At 69.3% G+C, this 17,873-nt stretch carries 15 protein-coding genes; 5 read left to right on the top strand and 10 right to left on the bottom strand.

Annotation, left to right across the window (positions count from 1 at the left end; all coding sequences use genetic code 11):
• The first annotated feature begins 53 nt into the window (after positions 1–53).
• The 5 genes from EV670_RS10445 (at position 54) to EV670_RS10465 (ending at position 6,436) form a co-directional block, all read left to right on the top strand.
• Positions 54–1,658, top strand: a complete 1,605-nt coding sequence (locus tag EV670_RS10445) for an efflux RND transporter periplasmic adaptor subunit (protein WP_130431810.1) — start codon at positions 54–56, stop codon at positions 1,656–1,658.
• Positions 1,659–1,672: 14 nt separating this feature from the next.
• On the top strand, positions 1,673–2,413 hold the full coding sequence (locus EV670_RS10450) for an ABC transporter ATP-binding protein (RefSeq protein WP_130431811.1): 741 nt from the start codon (positions 1,673–1,675) through the stop codon (positions 2,411–2,413).
• Between the two features lie 427 nt (positions 2,414–2,840).
• Entirely contained in the window at positions 2,841–4,073 is a 1,233-nt protein-coding gene (locus tag EV670_RS10455) for an ABC transporter permease (protein WP_130431812.1), read from the top strand.
• A 351-nt stretch (positions 4,074–4,424) separates the two neighbouring features.
• Positions 4,425–5,498, top strand: a complete 1,074-nt coding sequence (locus EV670_RS10460; RefSeq protein ID WP_130431813.1) for an AI-2E family transporter — start codon at positions 4,425–4,427, stop codon at positions 5,496–5,498.
• Between the two features lie 74 nt (positions 5,499–5,572).
• A complete protein-coding gene (locus tag EV670_RS10465) occupies positions 5,573–6,436 on the top strand; it encodes an undecaprenyl-diphosphate phosphatase (protein ID WP_165393296.1) in 864 nt (287 codons plus the stop codon).
• Between the two features lie 397 nt (positions 6,437–6,833).
• Here EV670_RS10465 and trmB read toward each other — a convergent pair whose 3' ends face one another.
• From trmB to mutS, 10 genes are all read right to left on the bottom strand, one after another.
• Positions 6,834–7,544: a tRNA (guanosine(46)-N7)-methyltransferase TrmB gene (gene trmB / locus EV670_RS10470; protein WP_242616917.1), complete on the bottom strand. Its 711-nt coding sequence runs from the start codon at positions 7,542–7,544 to the stop codon at positions 6,834–6,836.
• A complete protein-coding gene (locus EV670_RS10475; RefSeq protein ID WP_130431815.1) occupies positions 7,541–8,215 on the bottom strand; it encodes an AAA family ATPase in 675 nt (224 codons plus the stop codon). Before EV670_RS10475 ends, trmB begins: the two co-directional genes overlap by 4 nt.
• Complete coding sequence (gene pnuC, locus EV670_RS10480) at positions 8,212–8,829, bottom strand: nicotinamide riboside transporter PnuC (protein ID WP_130431816.1); 618 nt, start codon at positions 8,827–8,829, stop codon at positions 8,212–8,214. The genes EV670_RS10475 and pnuC overlap by 4 nt, the downstream gene beginning before the upstream one ends.
• A gap of 37 nt (positions 8,830–8,866) precedes the next feature.
• A complete protein-coding gene (ftsB, locus tag EV670_RS10485) occupies positions 8,867–9,142 on the bottom strand; it encodes a cell division protein FtsB (protein ID WP_130431817.1) in 276 nt (91 codons plus the stop codon).
• Positions 9,143–9,162: 20 nt separating this feature from the next.
• Positions 9,163–10,461, bottom strand: a complete 1,299-nt coding sequence (gene eno / locus EV670_RS10490) for a phosphopyruvate hydratase (RefSeq protein WP_130431818.1) — start codon at positions 10,459–10,461, stop codon at positions 9,163–9,165.
• Positions 10,462–10,496: 35 nt separating this feature from the next.
• On the bottom strand, positions 10,497–11,354 hold the full coding sequence (gene kdsA / locus EV670_RS10495) for a 3-deoxy-8-phosphooctulonate synthase (protein WP_130431819.1): 858 nt from the start codon (positions 11,352–11,354) through the stop codon (positions 10,497–10,499).
• Between the two features lie 136 nt (positions 11,355–11,490).
• The gene (locus tag EV670_RS10500) at positions 11,491–13,194 is read right to left on the bottom strand and encodes a CTP synthase (protein WP_130431820.1); all 1,704 of its coding nucleotides are present in this window, start codon (positions 13,192–13,194) and stop codon (positions 11,491–11,493) included.
• A gap of 60 nt (positions 13,195–13,254) precedes the next feature.
• Complete coding sequence (locus EV670_RS10505) at positions 13,255–14,097, bottom strand: alpha/beta fold hydrolase (protein ID WP_130431821.1); 843 nt, start codon at positions 14,095–14,097, stop codon at positions 13,255–13,257.
• On the bottom strand, positions 14,097–14,945 hold the full coding sequence (locus EV670_RS10510; RefSeq protein WP_242616918.1) for a proteasome-type protease: 849 nt from the start codon (positions 14,943–14,945) through the stop codon (positions 14,097–14,099). Before EV670_RS10510 ends, EV670_RS10505 begins: the two co-directional genes overlap by 1 nt.
• Before the next feature lie 283 nt (positions 14,946–15,228).
• On the bottom strand, positions 15,229–17,871 hold the full coding sequence (gene mutS, locus EV670_RS10515; protein ID WP_130431822.1) for a DNA mismatch repair protein MutS: 2,643 nt from the start codon (positions 17,869–17,871) through the stop codon (positions 15,229–15,231).
• Positions 17,872–17,873: the final 2 nt, after the last annotated feature.

Below are 17,873 nucleotides of genomic sequence, written 5' to 3' on the forward strand. Positions count from 1 at the left end.
CGCGCCATGCCCCCTGCCTAGAATCGCGCCGCACTCATGAACGCCTACACCTGATGACGAAGAAGACTTGGATCGCGGCCGCCGCGGTGGCGCTGGCCGTGGCCGGCGCCGGAGCCTGGTGGTTCCTGCGACCCGCCGACGAGGCACAGAAGCTCAAGCTCGGCAAGGTCGAGCAGGGCCCGTTGCAGGCGGTGGTGGCGGCCGCCGGCACCGTCAAGCCGGTGGTGCAGGTCAGCGTCGGCACCCAGGTCTCGGGCCAGATCCGCGAGCTTGCGGTCGACTTCAACAGCGAGGTCAAGCGCGGTCAGATCATCGCGCGCATCGACCCGCAGAGTTTCGAGTCCAAGGTGAGTCAGGCCACCGCCGACGTCGATGCGGCGCGCGCCACCGCGCTCACCGCCGAGGCCAACGTCAACGCGGCGCTGGCCACGGCCGGCAAGGCCCAGCTCGATGCCGAGAACGCCAAGCGCGACCTGGCCCGCAAGCAGGACCTGTTCGGCCAGAACTTCATCTCGATCGCCGAGGTCGACACCGCGCGCAACACCGCCGCCACGCTGGCCCAGTCGCTCAAGGTCACGCAGGCCCAGATCGACGTCGCGAAGGCGCAGGCACGCAACGCGGCGGCCACCATCGCGCAGCGCCAGGCGGTGCTCAACCAGGCCAAGATCGATCTCGACCGCACCGTGATCCGCTCGCCGGTCGATGGCGTCGTCATCAAGCGCAGCGTCGACATCGGCCAGACCGTGGCCGCCAGCCTGCAGGCGCCCGAGCTCTACATCATTGCCGAGAACCTGGCCGACATGCAGGTCGAGGTCTCGATCGACGAGGCCGACATCGGCCGCATCCGGCCCGGCCAGGCGGCCAGCTTCACGGTCGACGCCTTTCCCGGCCGCACCTACGAGGGCAAGGTCTCGCAGGTGCGCAAGTCGGCGACGATCGCCTCCAACGTCGTGACCTACACGGTGGTGGTGGCCTTCGCCAACACGACCAGCCAGTTGCTGCCCGGCATGACCGCCAATGCACGCATCGTCACCGACAAGCGCGACAACGCGCTCAAGGTGCCCAACGCGGCGCTGCGGGTGCGCATCGCCGGCGTCGCCGAGCCGGGCGCGCCTGCGGCTTCGCCCGCGCCCGCTGCCGCGCCGGCACCGGGCTCGGCACCGGGTGGCGGCGGCGCCGACCGCATGCGCGCCTTCCGCGAGGCACTCGCGGTGCAGGCCGGCTTCACGCCCGAGCAACTGATCAAGGTCGACGAGATCCAGACCAGCCTGCGGCCCAAGTACGCCGCGCTGCGCGAACTGCCCGAGGACCAGCGCGCCAGGGCGGGCGAGGCGCTGCGCGCCGAGATGCGCGCGCGCGTCGCCGAACTCGCGACGCCCGCGCAGAAGCCGAAGTTCGAGCAGGCGATGGCCGAGCTCGGCGGGCGCGCCGGCACCAGCTCGCGCGGCCGCGTCTACGTGCCCGGCGACGACGGCAAGCCGCGCGCACTCGGGCTGCGCCTGGGCATCAGCGACGGCAGCATGACCGAGGTGCTGGGCGTGCTCGGCGGCGAACTGGCGGTCGGCGATGCGGTGCTGCTGCAGGCGCCGGGCGCGGGCGGTGCGAGCGGTGCGCGTCCGGGCGGCGCCACCACGGGCGGCCCGCGGCCGCCGTTCTGATGGTGGACATCGCGATGCAGCCGAACGCGCCGGGCGATCGCCTGATCGAGGCACGCGATCTGGTCAAGACCTACCGCATGGGCGGCGGCACCGACGAGGCGACCGAGGTCCATGCCTTGCAGGGCGTGTCGGTGGCGATCGGGCGCGGCGAGTTCGTCGCGATCATGGGCGCCTCGGGCTCGGGCAAGAGCACGCTGATGAACATCCTCGGCTGCCTCGACCAGCCCACCAGCGGCAGCTACACGCTGGCCGGCGAGGGTGTCGAGCGGCTCGGTGCCGACGCGCTGGCCTCGATCCGCAACCGTCGCATCGGCTTCGTGTTCCAGCAGTTCAACCTGCTGCCGCGCACCAGCGCGGTCGAGAACGTGGCGCTGCCGCTGGTCTACGCCGGCGTCGGTCCGAAGGAGCGCGAGCTGCGCGCGCTGGCCTCGCTGGCCAAGGTGGGCCTGGCCGAGCGCGCCCAGCACACGCCGGCCGAGCTCTCGGGCGGCCAGCAGCAGCGGGTGGCGATCGCGCGCGCGCTGGTCAACGACCCGCAGATGATCCTGGCCGACGAGCCGACCGGCGCGCTCGACACCCACACCTCTGAGGAGGTGATGCGCCTGCTGACCGCGCTCAACGACGACGGCATCACGGTGATCCTGGTGACCCATGAGCACGACGTCGCGGCCTGGGCCAGGCGGCGCATCGTGTTCCGCGACGGGCGCATCGTGGAGGACGTGCGGCAGGAGCCGGTGCGAGGGGAATTGGCATGAGCGTTGTTGCTGTCGCTGGCGCCGAGGCGCTGACTGACCTTGCGAGGTCGCGCCGGGTCCCGGCCCGGCGGCCGGGTAACTTTCTTTGCGGGGCCAAAGAAAGTCACCAAAGAAAGGCCCCGAATACGATCTTGCTCGATCGCTTCGTGGGCCTGTCAAGGAACGCTTTACCGTACCTTCTCTGCCCAGCACGCGAGAGCAGTCGTTCGCCTTTGAACACGCAGGTGCTCTTGTTCCTGCTACAGCCAAATTGTGTTGGGCCCTCTTCTTTGGTGACTTTCTTCTGGGCCAGCAGAAGAAAGTTACTCGCCCGCCGGGGCGAACTCCCGGCGCGCCCTGGCAAGGGCAGCCAGCGCCGTGGCGGCAGCCTCAACCAAGGTGCCGACTCAACGAGCAAGCGCGTCACGCGTAGCCGCAGGCGATCAAGATGAACCTCCAAGCCGCCTTCCGCTCCGCCTGGCGCGCTCTCGTCACCAACTTCCTGCGCAGCATGCTGACCATGCTGGGCATCATCATCGGCGTCGCCGCGGTGATCACGATGATCGCGATCGGCTCCGGCGCGCAGCAGCGGGTGGCCGAGCAGATCAAGGGTCTGGGCTCGAACATCATGCTGGTGCTGCCGGGCGCGCAGAACAGCGCCGGCCTGCGCCTGGGCGCGCAGACCGGGCAGACGCTGACCGAGGACGACGGCGCCGCCATCGGCCGCGAGGTGCCCGAGGTGCAGGCCGCGGCGCCGACGCTGCGCACCGGCATGCAGGTGGTGGCCGGCAACACCAACTGGGCGACCACGATCTTCGGCACCAGCCAGGACTACCTCGAGACGCGCGACTGGGGCGTCGCGTCCGGCCGCAACTTCGAGGCGGCCGAGGCCGCGGGCTCGGCCAAGGTCGCGCTGATCGGGCAGACGGTGGCGCGCGAGCTGTTCGGCGACCTCGATCCGCTCGACCAGATGATCCGCGTCGGCAAGGTGCCGATCACGGTGATCGGCGTGCTCGACCGCAAGGGCCAGAACAGCATGGGCCAGGACCAGGACGACGTGGTCATCGTGCCGATCTCGACCTATCGCAACCGCGTGCAGAGCTGGGGCAGCGGCCGCCTCAAGCGGGTCGGCTCGATCAACGTCAAGGTGCGCGAGGGCATGAGCATGCAGGTGGCCGAGGAGGGCATCCGCGAGCTGCTGCGCCAGCGCCACCGCCTGCAGCCGGGCGCCGACGACGACTTCACGGTGCGCAACCTGACCGAGGTGATGCAGGCGCAGGAGGCTTCGAGCAAGGTGATGAGCCTGCTGCTGGCGGCGGTGGCCGGCGTCAGCCTGGTGGTCGGCGGCATCGGCATCATGAACATCATGCTGGTCAGCGTGACCGAGCGCACCCGCGAGATCGGTCTGCGCATGGCGGTCGGCGCGCGCGGGCGCGACATCCTGGCCCAGTTCCTGGTCGAGGCGGTCACGCTGAGCCTGGTCGGCGGCGCGATCGGCATCGTGCTCGGGGCGCTGGCCACCTGGGCGGTGGCGACCTTCGCCGGCTGGCCGGTCGACATCGGCCTCAGCTCGATCCTGCTGGCGGTCGGCTTCTCGGCCGCGGTCGGCGTGTTCTTCGGCTTCTACCCGGCGCGCCGCGCCGCGTCGCTGCTGCCGATCCAGGCCTTGCGCTACGAGTAGGCAGCAGGCTGTTGAAATACCCCCAGGGGCCGCGGCGGGTCTCTGCGGGATGAGCAGCAAGGCGCAGGCCGCAGCGAAGGCTGTACGCCTTCGCAAGACCTGCAACGCCGCCGATCGCCCGCAGAGACCCGCCCCAAAGGGTTCGCGAGATAAAGGGCCCGCTGCGTCGTTGGCTTGCTCGGCTGTCGTACGTCCAGTACGACCTTCGCAGTCCGCCTAGCATCAGGCCCTTTCTCTCGCGAACGCGACCTCTGAGGGTATTTCAACAGCCTGCCGAGTCGCGCCTCCGCGACGCCCACCGGTGCGCGGCTCCCGTAGACTGAAGCGGACGAGTACACGGAGAGCGTCCGCATGACCGAACCGAACAAGCCCCTGCTGCAGCCGCTGGTCTACAGCGCCGTGCTGTCCGTGATGATCGGCTGGGTGCTGTTCGTGGCGCGCGACGTGCTGGTGCCGGTGGCCTACAGCATCATCGTCGTCTACATCGTGCTCGGCATGACGCGCCAGATGGCGCGCATCCCGCGGCTCGGGCCGCACCTGCCGGCGGCGTTGCGCTACACGGTGTCGGCCGGCGTGATCCTCGGCGCGCTGTGGGGCGTGGCGCTGCTGATCCTGGGCAGCGTTTCCGAGATCACCGGCAACGCGGCGCGCTACGACCAGGCCGCACTCGGCGCGATCCAGCGCGCGGCGGCCTGGGCCGGCGTCGAGACCGAGCCGACCTGGCCGCAGATCCGCCAGTTCCTGGTCGAGCGGGTCGGCGTGACGCGGCTGCTGGGCTCCACCGCTGGCGTGATGCTCGGCATCGTGGCGCTGCTGGTGGTGGTGTTGCTGTACGCGATCTTCCTGCTGATCGAGCAGCGTGCCTTCGACCGCAAGATCGATCGCCTCTACGCCGACCCCGGTCGCTCGGTGCGGCTGCGCGCCGTGATCCATGCCATCAACGACCGCGTCGGCAACTACCTGGCGCTGAAGACGCTGCTCAGCGTGGGGCTGGGCATCGTCACCTGGGCCGTGATGGCGTGGATGAATCTCGGCTTCGCCGGCCTGTCGGGCCTGCTGGCCGGGCTGCTGAACTACATCCCCTACGCCGGCTCGGTGCTCGGGGTCGTGGTGCCGGCGCTGCTGGCGGTGCTGACCGGTGCCGACGCCAGCGCGGTGTTCTGGCTCTGCGTCATCCTGACGACCGCGCAGTTCCTCAACGGCAACATCCTCGACCCCTACCTGATGGGCAACTCGCTGAACCTGAGCCCCTTCGTGATCCTGTTCAGCCTGGCGGCCTGGGGCACCCTGTGGGGCATCCCGGGCGCGCTGCTGGCGGTGCCCTTCGCCGCGATCATGGTGATCGTGTTCCAGGAATTCGAGGGCACGCGGCCGCTGGCGGTGCTGCTCTCGCTCGACGGCCGGCTCGAGGCCAAGGACGAATGAGTCGAACTCTTAAGAATGGAGTAACGCTCTGCCACTAAGATGCACAGCTTTGCTGTAGCGGAGCGTCTGTCTTGGTGAGCGAAACGTTGGCCCTGTGGCTCAAGGCCGCGATCATGGGCCTGGTCGAGGGATTCACCGAGTTCCTGCCGATCTCCAGCACCGGTCACCTGATCCTCACCGGCTCGCTGCTGAATTTCACCGGCGAGATGGTCAAGGTCTTCGAGATCGCGATCCAGACCGGCGCGATGTTCGCCGTGATCTGGGAGTACCGCGAGCGCCTCGGGCGCACGGTCCGCGGCCTCGGTCACGATCCGGTGGCACAGCGCTTTGCGCGCAACGTGCTGGTCGCCTTCATCCCCTCGGTCGTGTTCGGCCTGGCGCTCGGCGGCCTGATCAAGGAAACGCTCTTCCACCCGGTGCCGGTGGCGCTGGCCTTCGTGGTCGGCGGCCTGATCATCCTGCTGGTCGAGCGCCGCCACCATGCGGCCTTCGGCGAGCACGACCTCGGCGGCCGCTACCACGCGCGGGTGGAGACGGTCGACGACATGACGACGCTCGACGCCCTCAAAGTCGGCCTGATGCAGTGCCTGGCGCTGATCCCCGGCACCAGCCGCTCGGGCGCCACGATCATCGGCGGCATGGTGTTCGGCTTCTCGCGCAAGGCCGCCGCCGAGTTCAGCTTCTATCTCGGCATCCCGACGCTGATGGGCGCCGGCGCCTACTCCGTCTGGAAGCAGCGCGCGCTGCTGAGCTGGGCCGACGCGCCTGTATTCGCCATCGGCCTGGTGTTCGCGTTCTTCAGCGCGCTGCTCTGCATCCGCTGGCTGATCCGCTATGTCTCGACCCACGACTTCACGGTCTTCGCCTGGTACCGGATCGTGTTCGGCGGGCTGGTGTTGCTGAGCGATTGGCGCGGGTGGGTTGACTGGCGGGGCTGAGTCTTCCTTTGCTGCAGCTGCCGCCGTTGCGCTGACTGACCGTGTCAGGACGCGCCGGGTCCCGGCCCGGCGGCCGGGTAACTTTCTTTGCTGGTCCAAAGAAAGTCACCAAAGAAAGGACCCCAATGCGATCTTGCTCGATCGCTTCGTGGGACCGGCGAGCAGCGCTTTACCGTACCTTCTCTGCCCAGCTCGCGAGAGCAGTCGTTCACCTATGAACACGCAGGAGCCTTGCTTCCTTGCTACGGCCAAATCGTGTTGGGCCCTCTTCTTTGGTGACTTTCTTCTGGGCCAGCAGAAGAAAGTTACTCGCCCGCCGGGGCGAACTCCCGGCGCGCCCTCGCAAGGGCAGCCAGCGCAGCCGGCGGCAGCCTAGGCCCAAGCGCAGCGCAAGAACTCAGCCCTTCCGCAGGAACACGAGGTCCCACACCCCGTGCCCGAGCTTGATTCCCCGGTTCTCGAACTTCGTCAACGGCCGATAGTCCGGCCGCGGCGCGTAGCCCTCGGCGCTGTTGGCCAACAGCGGCTCGGCCGACAGCACCTCGAGCATCTGCACCGCGTAGTCCTCCCAGTCGGTCGCGCAATGCAGCACGCCGCCCGGCCTGAGGCGCGAGGCCAGTAGCGCCACCAGCGCCGGCTGGATCAGGCGCCGCTTGTTGTGCTTCTTCTTGTGCCAGGGGTCGGGAAAGAAGACGTGGATGCCGTCCAGCGAGGCCGGCGCGATCATGTGTTCGAGCACCTCGACCGCGTCATGCTGGATCAGGCGCAGGTTCGCCAGCCCCTGCTCGCCGATGGTTTTGAGCAGCGCGCCGACGCCCGGCTCATGGACCTCGATGCCGATGAAGTCGGTGTCGGGCCGCGTGGCCGCGATCTGCGCGGTGGCCTGGCCCATGCCGAAGCCGATCTCGAGCACCACCGGAGCCTGGCGGCCGAACACCGCGGCGGCGTCGATCGGGGCGGCGGCGTAGGGCAGCACGAAGCGCGGGCCTAGTTCGGCCAGCGCGCGGACCTGGCCCGAGCCCATGCGGCCGGCGCGCAGCACGAAGCTGCGGATGCGGCGCTGCGGTCGCTCGGGCGGCGGGGAGGAACTCGGGTCGTCGGTGCTCATGGTGTTCGGGGCAGTTCGGGCAGCAGCCGCGCGAGATGTTCGCAGTCGGGCTGCAGGCATTCCGCGCAGCGGGCGCGCCAGCGGGTGAAGGGAGCGCCGTCGACGGCGCTGCGCGCGTCGCCGGTCGACTCGAGGCCGCCGAGCAGCGGCGCCAGCGCGGCCAGCGCCGCAGCCGTGCGCGCCGCGCCGCTGCCGTAGATCGTGGCATGGCCGATGCCGGCGCCAGCAAGCGCATCACGAAGCAGCGCGTCGACCGGCACCCGCACCTGCGGCCCGTCGCGCTGCAGGCCGTCGGCCCGCCAGGGCAGGTCGAGACCGGTGACGAGGGTGAGCGCCACCTGACGCCGCTGCCAGGCCAGCGCGGACGCGTAGAGCGCGCGGTCGCCGAACACGAAGTCGCTGTAGACGGCGGTCATCACCGGCGTGGTGTCGGCGATCACGAAGGCGTGCGCGGCGGCCGCTGCCTCGATGCGGGCCGCCTGCTCGGCGGCGATCTGGTGCTGCTCGGCGGGTGTGGGCGTGCGGCCGTTGGCATCGCAGAACTCGCGCAGGTACTCGGCGACGACCGCCACCGCGACGCCGCGTCCACGCAGCACGCCGGCCAGTTCCTGCGCCAGCGTGGTCTTGCCGGTGCTCTCGGCACCGAGCAGCGCGACGACCCTTGCCGTCATGCCGCCGCCAGGCGCCGCCAGGCGCGAGCGCCGGCAATCGCCATCACGAGGAACAGCAGGTATAGCGCGACGGTGAGCCACAACTGCTGGCTGGCGAACAGCACGATGCCGACCGTGTTGACGGCGATCCAGGTCCACCAGTTCTCGAGCCGCTTGCGGGCCAGCAGCAACTGGCCGATCACGCTGCCCGAGGCCGTGAAGGCATCGGCCGCGGTGACCGGGTTGAACTCGTCGTTCAGCGCCACCAGCAGCAACGGCCACAGCAGCAGCCAGCCGAGCAGCGCCAGCAGCCGCGCGCGCGCGCCGAGCCTGCCGACGCGCAGCGCAGCACCGTCGGCTCCGGCGCCGCGCAACCATTGCCACCAGCCCCACAGCGCGACCACGATGAACAGGCCCTGCAGCCAGGCATTGCCATGCAGTCCGGCGGCATGGAACACCAGCGCGTACAGCGCCGAGCTGGTGATCGCCAGCGGCCAGGCGAGCGGATTGACGCGGATGTTGCAGACCACCATCCAGACCCCGAGCAGCGCGGCGATCAGTTCGGCACGGCTGGCGGCATAGCCGGCGAGCGTGAAGGCGGGCGCGCCGAGCCAGGCGCTGAGCGTTTCGAGCATGGAGCTTTGATTGCGCCGCAGGCGCGGCGATGCGAGCCTACTTGCGCGGACTCACGTGAACGACGATCTCGTCGGGCTTGACCATGCCGAGTTCGGCGCGCGCCTTCTCCTCGACCATCTCGAGCCCTTCCTGCAGATCGTGCACCTCGGCGTTGAGCCGGGCGTTGCGCGCCTGCGCCTTGTCGTTCCTGGCCTGCTGCTCGGCGAGCTGCGTGCGCAGCCCGGTTACGCGCAACATGCCGCCCTTGCCGAACCACAACTCCACCTGCACCAGCGCGATCAGCGCGATGAGGATCAGCGTGACGATGCGCATGGGCGGCGCTACGAGCCGAATCAGCGCAGGTTGTAGAACGCGGCGCGGCCCGGGTAGACCGCGATCTCGCCGAGGTCCTCCTCGATGCGCAGCAGCTGGTTGTACTTGGCGATGCGGTCGGAGCGGGACATCGAGCCGGTCTTGATCTGGCCGGCGTTGGTGCCGACCGCGATGTCGGCGATCGTGCTGTCCTCGGTCTCGCCCGAGCGGTGGCTGATGACGGCGGTGTAGCCGGCACGCTTGGCCATCTCGATCGCGGCGAAGGTCTCGGTCAGGGTGCCGATCTGGTTGATCTTGATCAGGATCGAGTTGGCGATGCGCTTGTCGATGCCTTCCTGCAGGATCTTGGTGTTGGTGACGAACAGGTCGTCGCCGACCAGTTGCACCTTGGCGCCGAGCACTTCGGTCAGGTGCTTCCAGCCGTCCCAGTCGCCCTCGGCCATGCCGTCCTCGATGCTGATGATCGGGTACTTGTCGACCCAGCTGGCGAGGATGCCGGTCCATTCCTGCGCCGACAGCGTCAGGCCTTCGCCGGAGAGCACGTAGGCCTTGGAGCCGTTGGCCGCTTCCTTGTAGAACTCGCTGGCGGCGCAGTCCAGGCCGAGCGCGATCTGGGTACCGGCGGTGTAGCCGGCCTTGTCGATCGCCTCCAGGATCAGCTGGATCGCCGCCTCGTGGCTGGCAACGCTGGGCGCGAAGCCACCCTCGTCGCCGACCGCGGTGCTCATGCCCTTGTCGTGCAGGATCTTCTTGAGCGCATGGAACACCTCGGCGCCCCAGCGCACCGCCTCGCGGAAGCTCGGCGCGCCCACGGGGATGATCATCAGCTCCTGCAGGTCGAGGTTGTTGTTGGCGTGTGCGCCGCCGTTGATGACGTTCATCATCGGCACCGGCATCTGCACCGCGCCCATGCCGCCGAAGTAGCGGTAGAGCGGCAGGCCCGATTCTTCGGCCGCGGCGCGTGCCACCGCCATCGAGACCGCCAGCATCGCGTTGGCGCCGAGGCGGCCCTTGTTGTCGGTGCCGTCGAGGTCGATCAGCGTCTTGTCGAGGAAGGCCTGCTCGGAGGCATCGAGGCCGAGCACGGCCTCGGAGATCTCGGTGTTGATGTGCTCGACGGCGCGCATCACGCCCTTGCCGAGGTAGCGGCCCTTGTCGCCGTCACGCAGCTCGATGGCCTCGCGCGAACCGGTCGAGGCGCCGCTCGGCACCGCGGCGCGGCCCATCACACCGGACTCCAGTAGTACGTCGCATTCGACGGTGGGGTTGCCACGGCTGTCCAGGATCTCTCTACCGACGATGTCGACGATGGCGCTCATTCAGTAACTACCTCGAAAGTTATTGGAATCTGGGCTCAGCAGGAGAAGTCGTTCTCGAGCAGCGGCTGGGTCTTGACCACGCGGTCCAGCGCGACCAGTTGCTCCAGCAGCGCCGCCATGTGCTTGAGCGGCACCGCGTTGGGGCCGTCGCTCATCGCGTTGGCCGGGTCGGGGTGCGTCTCCATGAAGATGCCGGAGATACCGACGCCGATCGCGGCGCGCGACAGCACCGGCACGAACTCGCGCTGGCCTCCGGAACTGGTGCCCTGGCCGCCCGGCAGTTGCACGCTGTGGGTGGCGTCGAAGACCACCGGCGCGCCGGTCTCGCGCATGATCGCCAGCGAGCGCATGTCGGAGACCAGGTTGTTGTAGCCGAAGCTGGCGCCGCGTTCGCAGGCCATGAACACGTCGTCCGGCAGGCCCTTCTCGCGCGCGGCGTCACGTGCCTTCTGGATCACGTGCTTCATGTCGTGCGGCGCGAGGAACTGGCCCTTCTTGATGTTGACCGGGCGTCCGCTCTGCGCCACCGCGCGGATGAAGTCGGTCTGGCGGGCGAGGAAGGCCGGGGTCTGCAGCACGTCGACCACCGAGGCCACGTAGGGCACCTCGGCCTCGGTGTGGACGTCAGTCAGCACCGGCACGCCGAGCTCCTTGCGCACCTTGGCCAGGATCTGCAGGCCCTTGTCCATGCCGGGGCCGCGGAACGAGGTGCCGCTGCTGCGGTTGGCCTTGTCGTAGCTGCTCTTGAAGATGAACGGGATGCCGAGCTTGCCGGTGATCTCCTTCAGGCGACCGGCCACGTCCATCTGCAACTGCTCGCTCTCGACCACGCAGGGGCCGGAGATCAGGAAGAAGGGCTTGTCGAGGCCCACTTCGAAGCCGCAGAGTTTCATGCCATCTCCTGTTGTGACGCGGGGCCGATCGGCTCCCGGCTGCGATCCCCACCTTCGGTGGGGCCCCTCTTTCGCCGTCCGTCGATCACGTCAAAGCCGCACAACTTCATTCGGGACCACCTTTCGGAACGAGAAATCAGGCCGCGGCCGGCACGTCGGCACGTAGCCGCGCCTGGTGCTCGAGCGCCGCCTTGATGTAGCCGCTGAACAGCGGATGGCCGCCCCAGGGCGTGGACTTGAATTCCGGGTGGAACTGCACGCCCACGTACCACGGGTGCACCGCGGTCGGCAGCTCGACCATCTCGGTCAGCTTCTCGCGCTGCGTGATCGCGCTGATCACCAGGCCGGCCTCCTGCAGCCGCGGCAGGTAATGCTCGTTGGCCTCGTAGCGGTGGCGGTGGCGCTCGGTCACCACGTCGCCGTAGATCTGGTGCGCCAGCGTGCCGGGCTTGACGTCGGAACTCTGCGCGCCCAGGCGCATCGTGCCGCCGAGGTCGGAACTGGCATCGCGCTTCTGGATCGAGCCGTCGGCGTCCTGCCACTCGTCGATCAGCGCGATCACCGGGTGCGGCGTCTGGTCATCGAACTCGGTGCTGTTGGCACCATTCAGGCCCGCCATGTGGCGCGCGTACTCGATGGTCGCGACCTGCATGCCGAGGCAGATGCCGAGGTAGGGCACCTTGTGCTCGCGGGCGTAGCGCGCGGCCAGGATCTTGCCCTCGATGCCGCGCTTGCCAAAGCCGCCCGGCACCAGGATCGCGTCGAAGCCCGCGAGCTGGCCAATGTTGGAGGCATCGAGCGTCTCGGAGTCGAGGTACTCGATGTTCACGCGCGCCTGGTTGTGGATGCCGGCGTGGCGCAGCGCCTCGTTGAGCGACTTGTAGGAGTCCGACAGGTCGGTGTACTTGCCGACCATCGCGATCTTCACCGAATGCTTCGGGTGCTCGACCGCGGCCACCAGCTCGTCCCAGCGCTTGAGATTGGCCGGCGGCGTGGCCAGGCGCAGCTTGTCGCAGACCAGGCCGTCGAGGCCCTGTTCGTGCAGCATGCGGGGCACCTTGTAGATGGTGTCGACGTCCCACATCGAGATCACGCCCCACTCGGCGACGTTGGTGAACAGCGAGATCTTCTCGCGCTCTTCCTCGGGAATGCGGCGGTCGGCGCGGCACAGCAGCGCGTCGGGCTGGATGCCGATCTCGCGCATCTTCTGCACCGTGTGCTGGGTCGGCTTGGTCTTGAGCTCGCCGGCGGCGGCGATCCACGGCACGTAGGTCAGGTGCACGAAGGCGGCGTTGTTGGGGCCGAGCTTGAGCGCCATCTGGCGCACCGCTTCGAGGAAGGGCAGCGACTCGATGTCGCCGACCGTGCCGCCGATCTCGACGATCGCGACGTCGACGGCATCGGGGCCGTCAAGACCCTTGGCATCGTCGCCGGACCCGGCGCCGAGTCCGGCGCCGCGCTTGACGAAGGCCTGGATTTCGTTGGTGACGTGCGGGATCACCTGCACCGTCTTGCCGAGGTAGTCGCCGCGGCGTTCCTTCTCGAGCACCGACTTGTAGATCTGGCCGGTCGTGAAGTTGTTGGTGCGCTTCATCCGCGTGGTGATGAAGCGCTCGTAGTGGCCGAGGTCGAGGTCGGTCTCGGCGCCGTCGTCGGTGACGAAGACCTCGCCATGCTGGAACGGCGACATCGTGCCCGGATCGACGTTGAGGTACGGATCCAGCTTGATGAGGGTGACCTTGAGGCCGCGCGACTCGAGGATGGCCGCCAGCGAGGCCGACGCGATGCCCTTGCCAAGCGAGGACACCACTCCGCCGGTGACGAAGACGAATTTGGTCATGTCGTGCCGCGTGTCCGGGCGCGAGGGCGCGGCCAGGAACGCTTCGGTGGTAAAGCCAAATTATACGGGCGCGGGGTCCGCGCCCATGGTGGCAATCGCCGCCAGCACCGCGTCGGCGGCCACGACCGGCCGCTCCATCGGGAACAGGTGCGAACCCTCGACCCGGCTCATGCGGCCGCGGGCGATGCGCCGGGTGGCGCTCAGGCCGACCTGCTCGACCTCCTTGGAGATCGAGCCGCCGATGAAGGCGACCGGGCATTGCGGCGGCCGCCGCCGCGCCAGCCGGCCGAGCTGGTGCGGCAGCGTGTTGTAGATCGCGGTCTCGACCGCGCGCTCGAAGCCGAGTTGCTGCGAGCCGTCGTCGCCGACGCTGGCGGTGGCCACGTAGTCGGCCAGCACCTGCGGATCCCAGCGGGCGAAGGCCGGCTTCGATTCGAAGTGGTGCAGCTTCTCGGCCACGCTGGCCCAGCGTTCGCGCCGGCGGCGCGAGACCTTGGCCGGCGAGAGCTCGCCGATCCAGCCGGTCGCCTTGGCCAGTTGCACCGCGCGCGCCCTCCAGCCGTCGAGCACCGGCGAGTCGAGCAGCACCACGCCGCGCGCCAGCTGCGGCTGGCGCAGCGCGGTCAGCAGGCTCAGGTAGCCGCCCAGCGAGTGGCCGACCAGCCAGGCCGGCCCCCGGCCCTGTTGCTCGATGAACTCGGCCAGCTGCCGGCTCAGGTGCGGCCAGTTGCTCGTGACCGGGTAGCGCGGGTCGTGGCCGAAGCGCTCGATCGCCTGCACCTCGAAGCCGGCGGCGCGCCAGCGCGCGAACAGCGTGGCGTAGGTGCCGGCGGCAAAGCCGTTGGCGTGCGAGAAGACGATCAGCGGTGCGTCGCGGCTCGTCCGCTCAGGCTTTGGGCACATCAGCCTTGCGGCGCCCGCACTACGCTGACCGGCGGCAGCGGCGAGCCGGCGTTGGGTGCGCCGACGGCCGGCGCGGCCACCGGTGGTGTCAGCGGGTATTCGCTCGTCTCGCCATGCCAGGTGGGCGCCGGCAGCGAATCGAAGACCTCGCGCAGGCGCCGGCCCCAGGAGGCGCGGATCATGCGGAAGTAGGCGTTGCTCTCGTCGATCTGCACGACGCGATCGACCTTGAGCGTGCCGGCCTCGTAGACCAGCAGGTCCAGCGGCAGGCCGACGCTGATGTTGGACTTGAGCGTCGAATCCATCGACACCAGCGCGCACTTGGCGGCCTCGTCGAGCGGCGTGTCGGGCGTGACCACGCGGTCGATCACCGGCTTGCCGTACTTGCTCTCGCCGATCTGGAAGTAGCAGACGCCGTCGACCCCGGCCTCGACGAAGTTGCCGGCCGCGTAGACATGGAACAGCCGCATCGGCTCGGCGCCGATCTGGCCGCCGATCACGAAGTTGCCGTTGAACTCGATGCCATGGTCCTTGAGCGCGGCGGCATCGCGCGCGTGCACGGTGCGCACCGCGGCACCGACGATGCGCGCCACCTCGAACATCGAGCTCGCGCTCCAGATCGAGACCGGCCCGCCATCGCTCTCGATGGTCTGGGTCGCCAGCAACTGCTTGACCGACTGCGTGATCGCCAGGTTGCCGGCCGTCAGCAGCACCAGCACGCGGTCGCCGGCCTTCTCGTAGACCGTCATCTTGCGGAAGGTCGAGATCTGGTCGAGCCCGGCGTTGGTGCGCGAGTCTGAGAGGAAGACGAGGCCGGCGTTGAGCCGCATCGCGACGCAATAGGTCATGAAGGGAAAGCGCGATCAGTTGCGGGTGGCCAAAGGGTCTATCGACACATGAATCGCCCCTGCGCCGGGCCTGCAAGGGGTGCAGCGCTAGGCGCAGGCCGCGGGTCGGGGTGGGTCCCCCGACCAAGGGCTGCAACGACGCGGGGCACCCCTTGCAGGCCCGGCCCTTCGGGTGGCACCCCAGAGCGGGCGCACTCGTTGTTGCCAATGCTCGCCGGGTGTCCAACCCGGCTCCGCTTGGCGCCTAGATTGCGCCCGCTCTGGGGTGCCACGCAGGGGTGATTCATGTATCGATAGACCCTAGGACCTTCAGACGATACAACGCCTCGAGCGCCTCGCGCGGGCTCAGCGCGTCCGGATCGATCGCCGCCAGCGCCGCCGTGACCGGGTTCTCGCTCGGCAGCGAAGGCGCCGGCTCGGGCGGTGCCGCGAACAGGTCGATCTGGGCCTCGCGCTCGCGTTGCTGGGTCTCCAGCGCCTCGAGCGTGGCCCGGGCCTGCCGCAACACTGCTGCCGGCATGCCGGCCAGGCGCGCGACCTGCACGCCGTAGCTGCGGCTGGCCGGGCCGGGTTGGATCTCGTGCAGGAAGACGATGTCGTCTCCGCCGCTGCCATGCGACTCGACCGCGCTGACATGCACGTTGATCGCGCGCTCGTGCTTCTCGGGAAAGGCGGTCAGCTCGAAGTAGTGGGTCGCGAACAGCGTGAAGGCACGGCTCCTGTCGTGCAGATGGGTCGCGATGCTGCCGGCCAGCGCGAGGCCGTCGAAGGTCGAGGTGCCACGGCCGATCTCGTCCATCAGCACCAGCGAGTGCTCGCCGGCGCCATGCAGGATCGCGGCGGCCTCGGTCATCTCGAGCATGAAGGTCGACTGCGCGTTGGCCAGGTCGTCGGCGGCGCCGATGCGGGTGTGGATCGCGTCGATCGGCCCGAGCCGGCAACTCGCCGCCGGAACGAACGAGCCCATCGAGGCCAGCAGCACCGCCAGCGCCACCTGGCGCATGAAGGTGCTCTTGCCGCCCATGTTGGGGCCGGTGATGACGAGCATCCGCGTCTTGGCGTCGAGGCTGCAGTCGTTGGCCATGAAGGGGCCGGCACCGGTTTCCGCCAGGCGCGCCTCGACCACCGGGTGGCGGCCGCGCTCGATCTCGATGCAGGGCTGGCTGACGAACTCGGGCCGGCACCAGGCCAGTGTCGCGGCGCGCTCGGCCAGTGCCGCCAGCACGTCGATCTGGGCCAGCGCCCGCGCCAGCGCCGACAGCGTCGGCACATGCGGCTGCAGCGCGTCGAGCAGCTGCTCGAACAGCCACTTCTCGCGCGCCAGCGCGCGGTCCTGCGCCGACAGCGCCTTGTCCTCGAAGGCCTTGAGCTCGGGCGTGATGAAGCGCTCGGCGTTCTTCAGCGTCTGGCGGCGCTGGTAGTCGGCCGGCACCTTGGCCGCCTGGCCGGCGGTGACCTCGATGTAGAAGCCGTGCACCTTGTTGTATTGCACGCGCAGGTTGGCGATGCCGCTGCGGGCGCGCTCGCGCGCTTCGAGATCGAGCAGGAATGCGTCGCAGTTGTTCTGGATCGCACGCAGCTCGTCGAGCTCGGCATCGAAGCCGGTGGCGATGACGCCGCCGTCGCGCAGCATCACGGCCGGTTCGTCGGCGACGGCGCGCGTGAGCAGCGCCTCGATCTCGATCGGCGGGGTAAGCGCGTCATGCAGCGAGTCGAGCAGCGTCGCACTGCCGGGGCCGGGCAACGTGGAGCGCAGCGCCGGCAGTGCCTGCAGCGTGCTGCGCAGTCCGGCCAGTTCGCGCGGGCGCACCTGGCGCAGCGCCACCCGCGAGCTGCTGCGCTCGATGTCGCTGACGCCGCGCAGCGCGTTGCGGATCGCATCGAAGCCGCTGTCCTGTAGCACCTCGATCGCGTCGTGGCGGGCGCGCGCGGCGGCGCGATCTCGCAGTGGATGGGTGAGCCAGTGGCGCAGCGCACGGCTGCCCATGCCGGTCTGGCAGCTGTCGAGCAGCGAGAGCAGGGTGGGCGAGCTCTCGCCGCGCAGCGTCTGCGTCAACTCGAGGTTGCGCAGCGTCGATGGCGGCAGATCGATCAGCTCGCTGGCGCGCGCCACTTCGAGCCGGTCGGCATGCGGCGTACCGCCGCCCTGGGTGTGTTCGGCATAGCTCAGCAGTGCCGCCGCCGCTCCCTGCGCGACCGCCAGCTCCTGCGCGTTGAAGCCTTGCAGGTTCTGCACGCCGAGCTGTGCGCAGAGCTTGCGCAGGCCTAAAGCGGCGTCGAAGGACCAGGCCGGCCGGCGAGTGGGCGCGACGCCCTGCGCCGCGATCGCCGACTGCGCCAGCGGCGACAGATCCGACTCGGCGCTGACCAGCAACTCGGCCGGATTCAGCCGAGATAACCAGCCGGCCAGTTCGCGCTCGCCGCATTCGGTGATGCCGAGCCGGCCGCTGGCCAGGCCGAGCCAGGCCAGGCCCAGCGTTGAGCGCTGGCGGTGCAATGCGACCAGCAGCGTCTCGCGCCGTTCGTCGAGCAGTTCGCTGTCGGTCACGGTGCCGGGCGTGACCACGCGCACCACCTTGCGCTCGACCGGCCCCTTGGCGGTGGCGACGTCGCCGACCTGCTCGGCGATCGCGACCGACTCGCCCAGGCGGATCAGCTTGCCGAGGTAGTTCTCGAGCGCCTGCACCGGCACACCGGCCATCGGGATCGGCTCGCCGCCGCTGTTGCCGCGCGCGGTCAGCGTGATGTCGAGCAGGCGATTGGCGCGCCGCGCGTCGTCGAAGAAGACCTCGTAGAAGTCGCCCATCCGGAACAGCAGCAGCGTGTCCGGATGTTCGGCCTTGAGCCGCAGGTATTGCTGCATCACCGGCGTGTGGCCGGCGAACTCGGTTGCGGCGCCCGCGGGCGCACTCGGCACGGCCGCCATGC

The organism is Rivibacter subsaxonicus, from assembly GCF_004217215.1.
GTDB classification, from domain to species: domain Bacteria; phylum Pseudomonadota; class Gammaproteobacteria; order Burkholderiales; family Burkholderiaceae_C; genus Rivibacter; species Rivibacter subsaxonicus.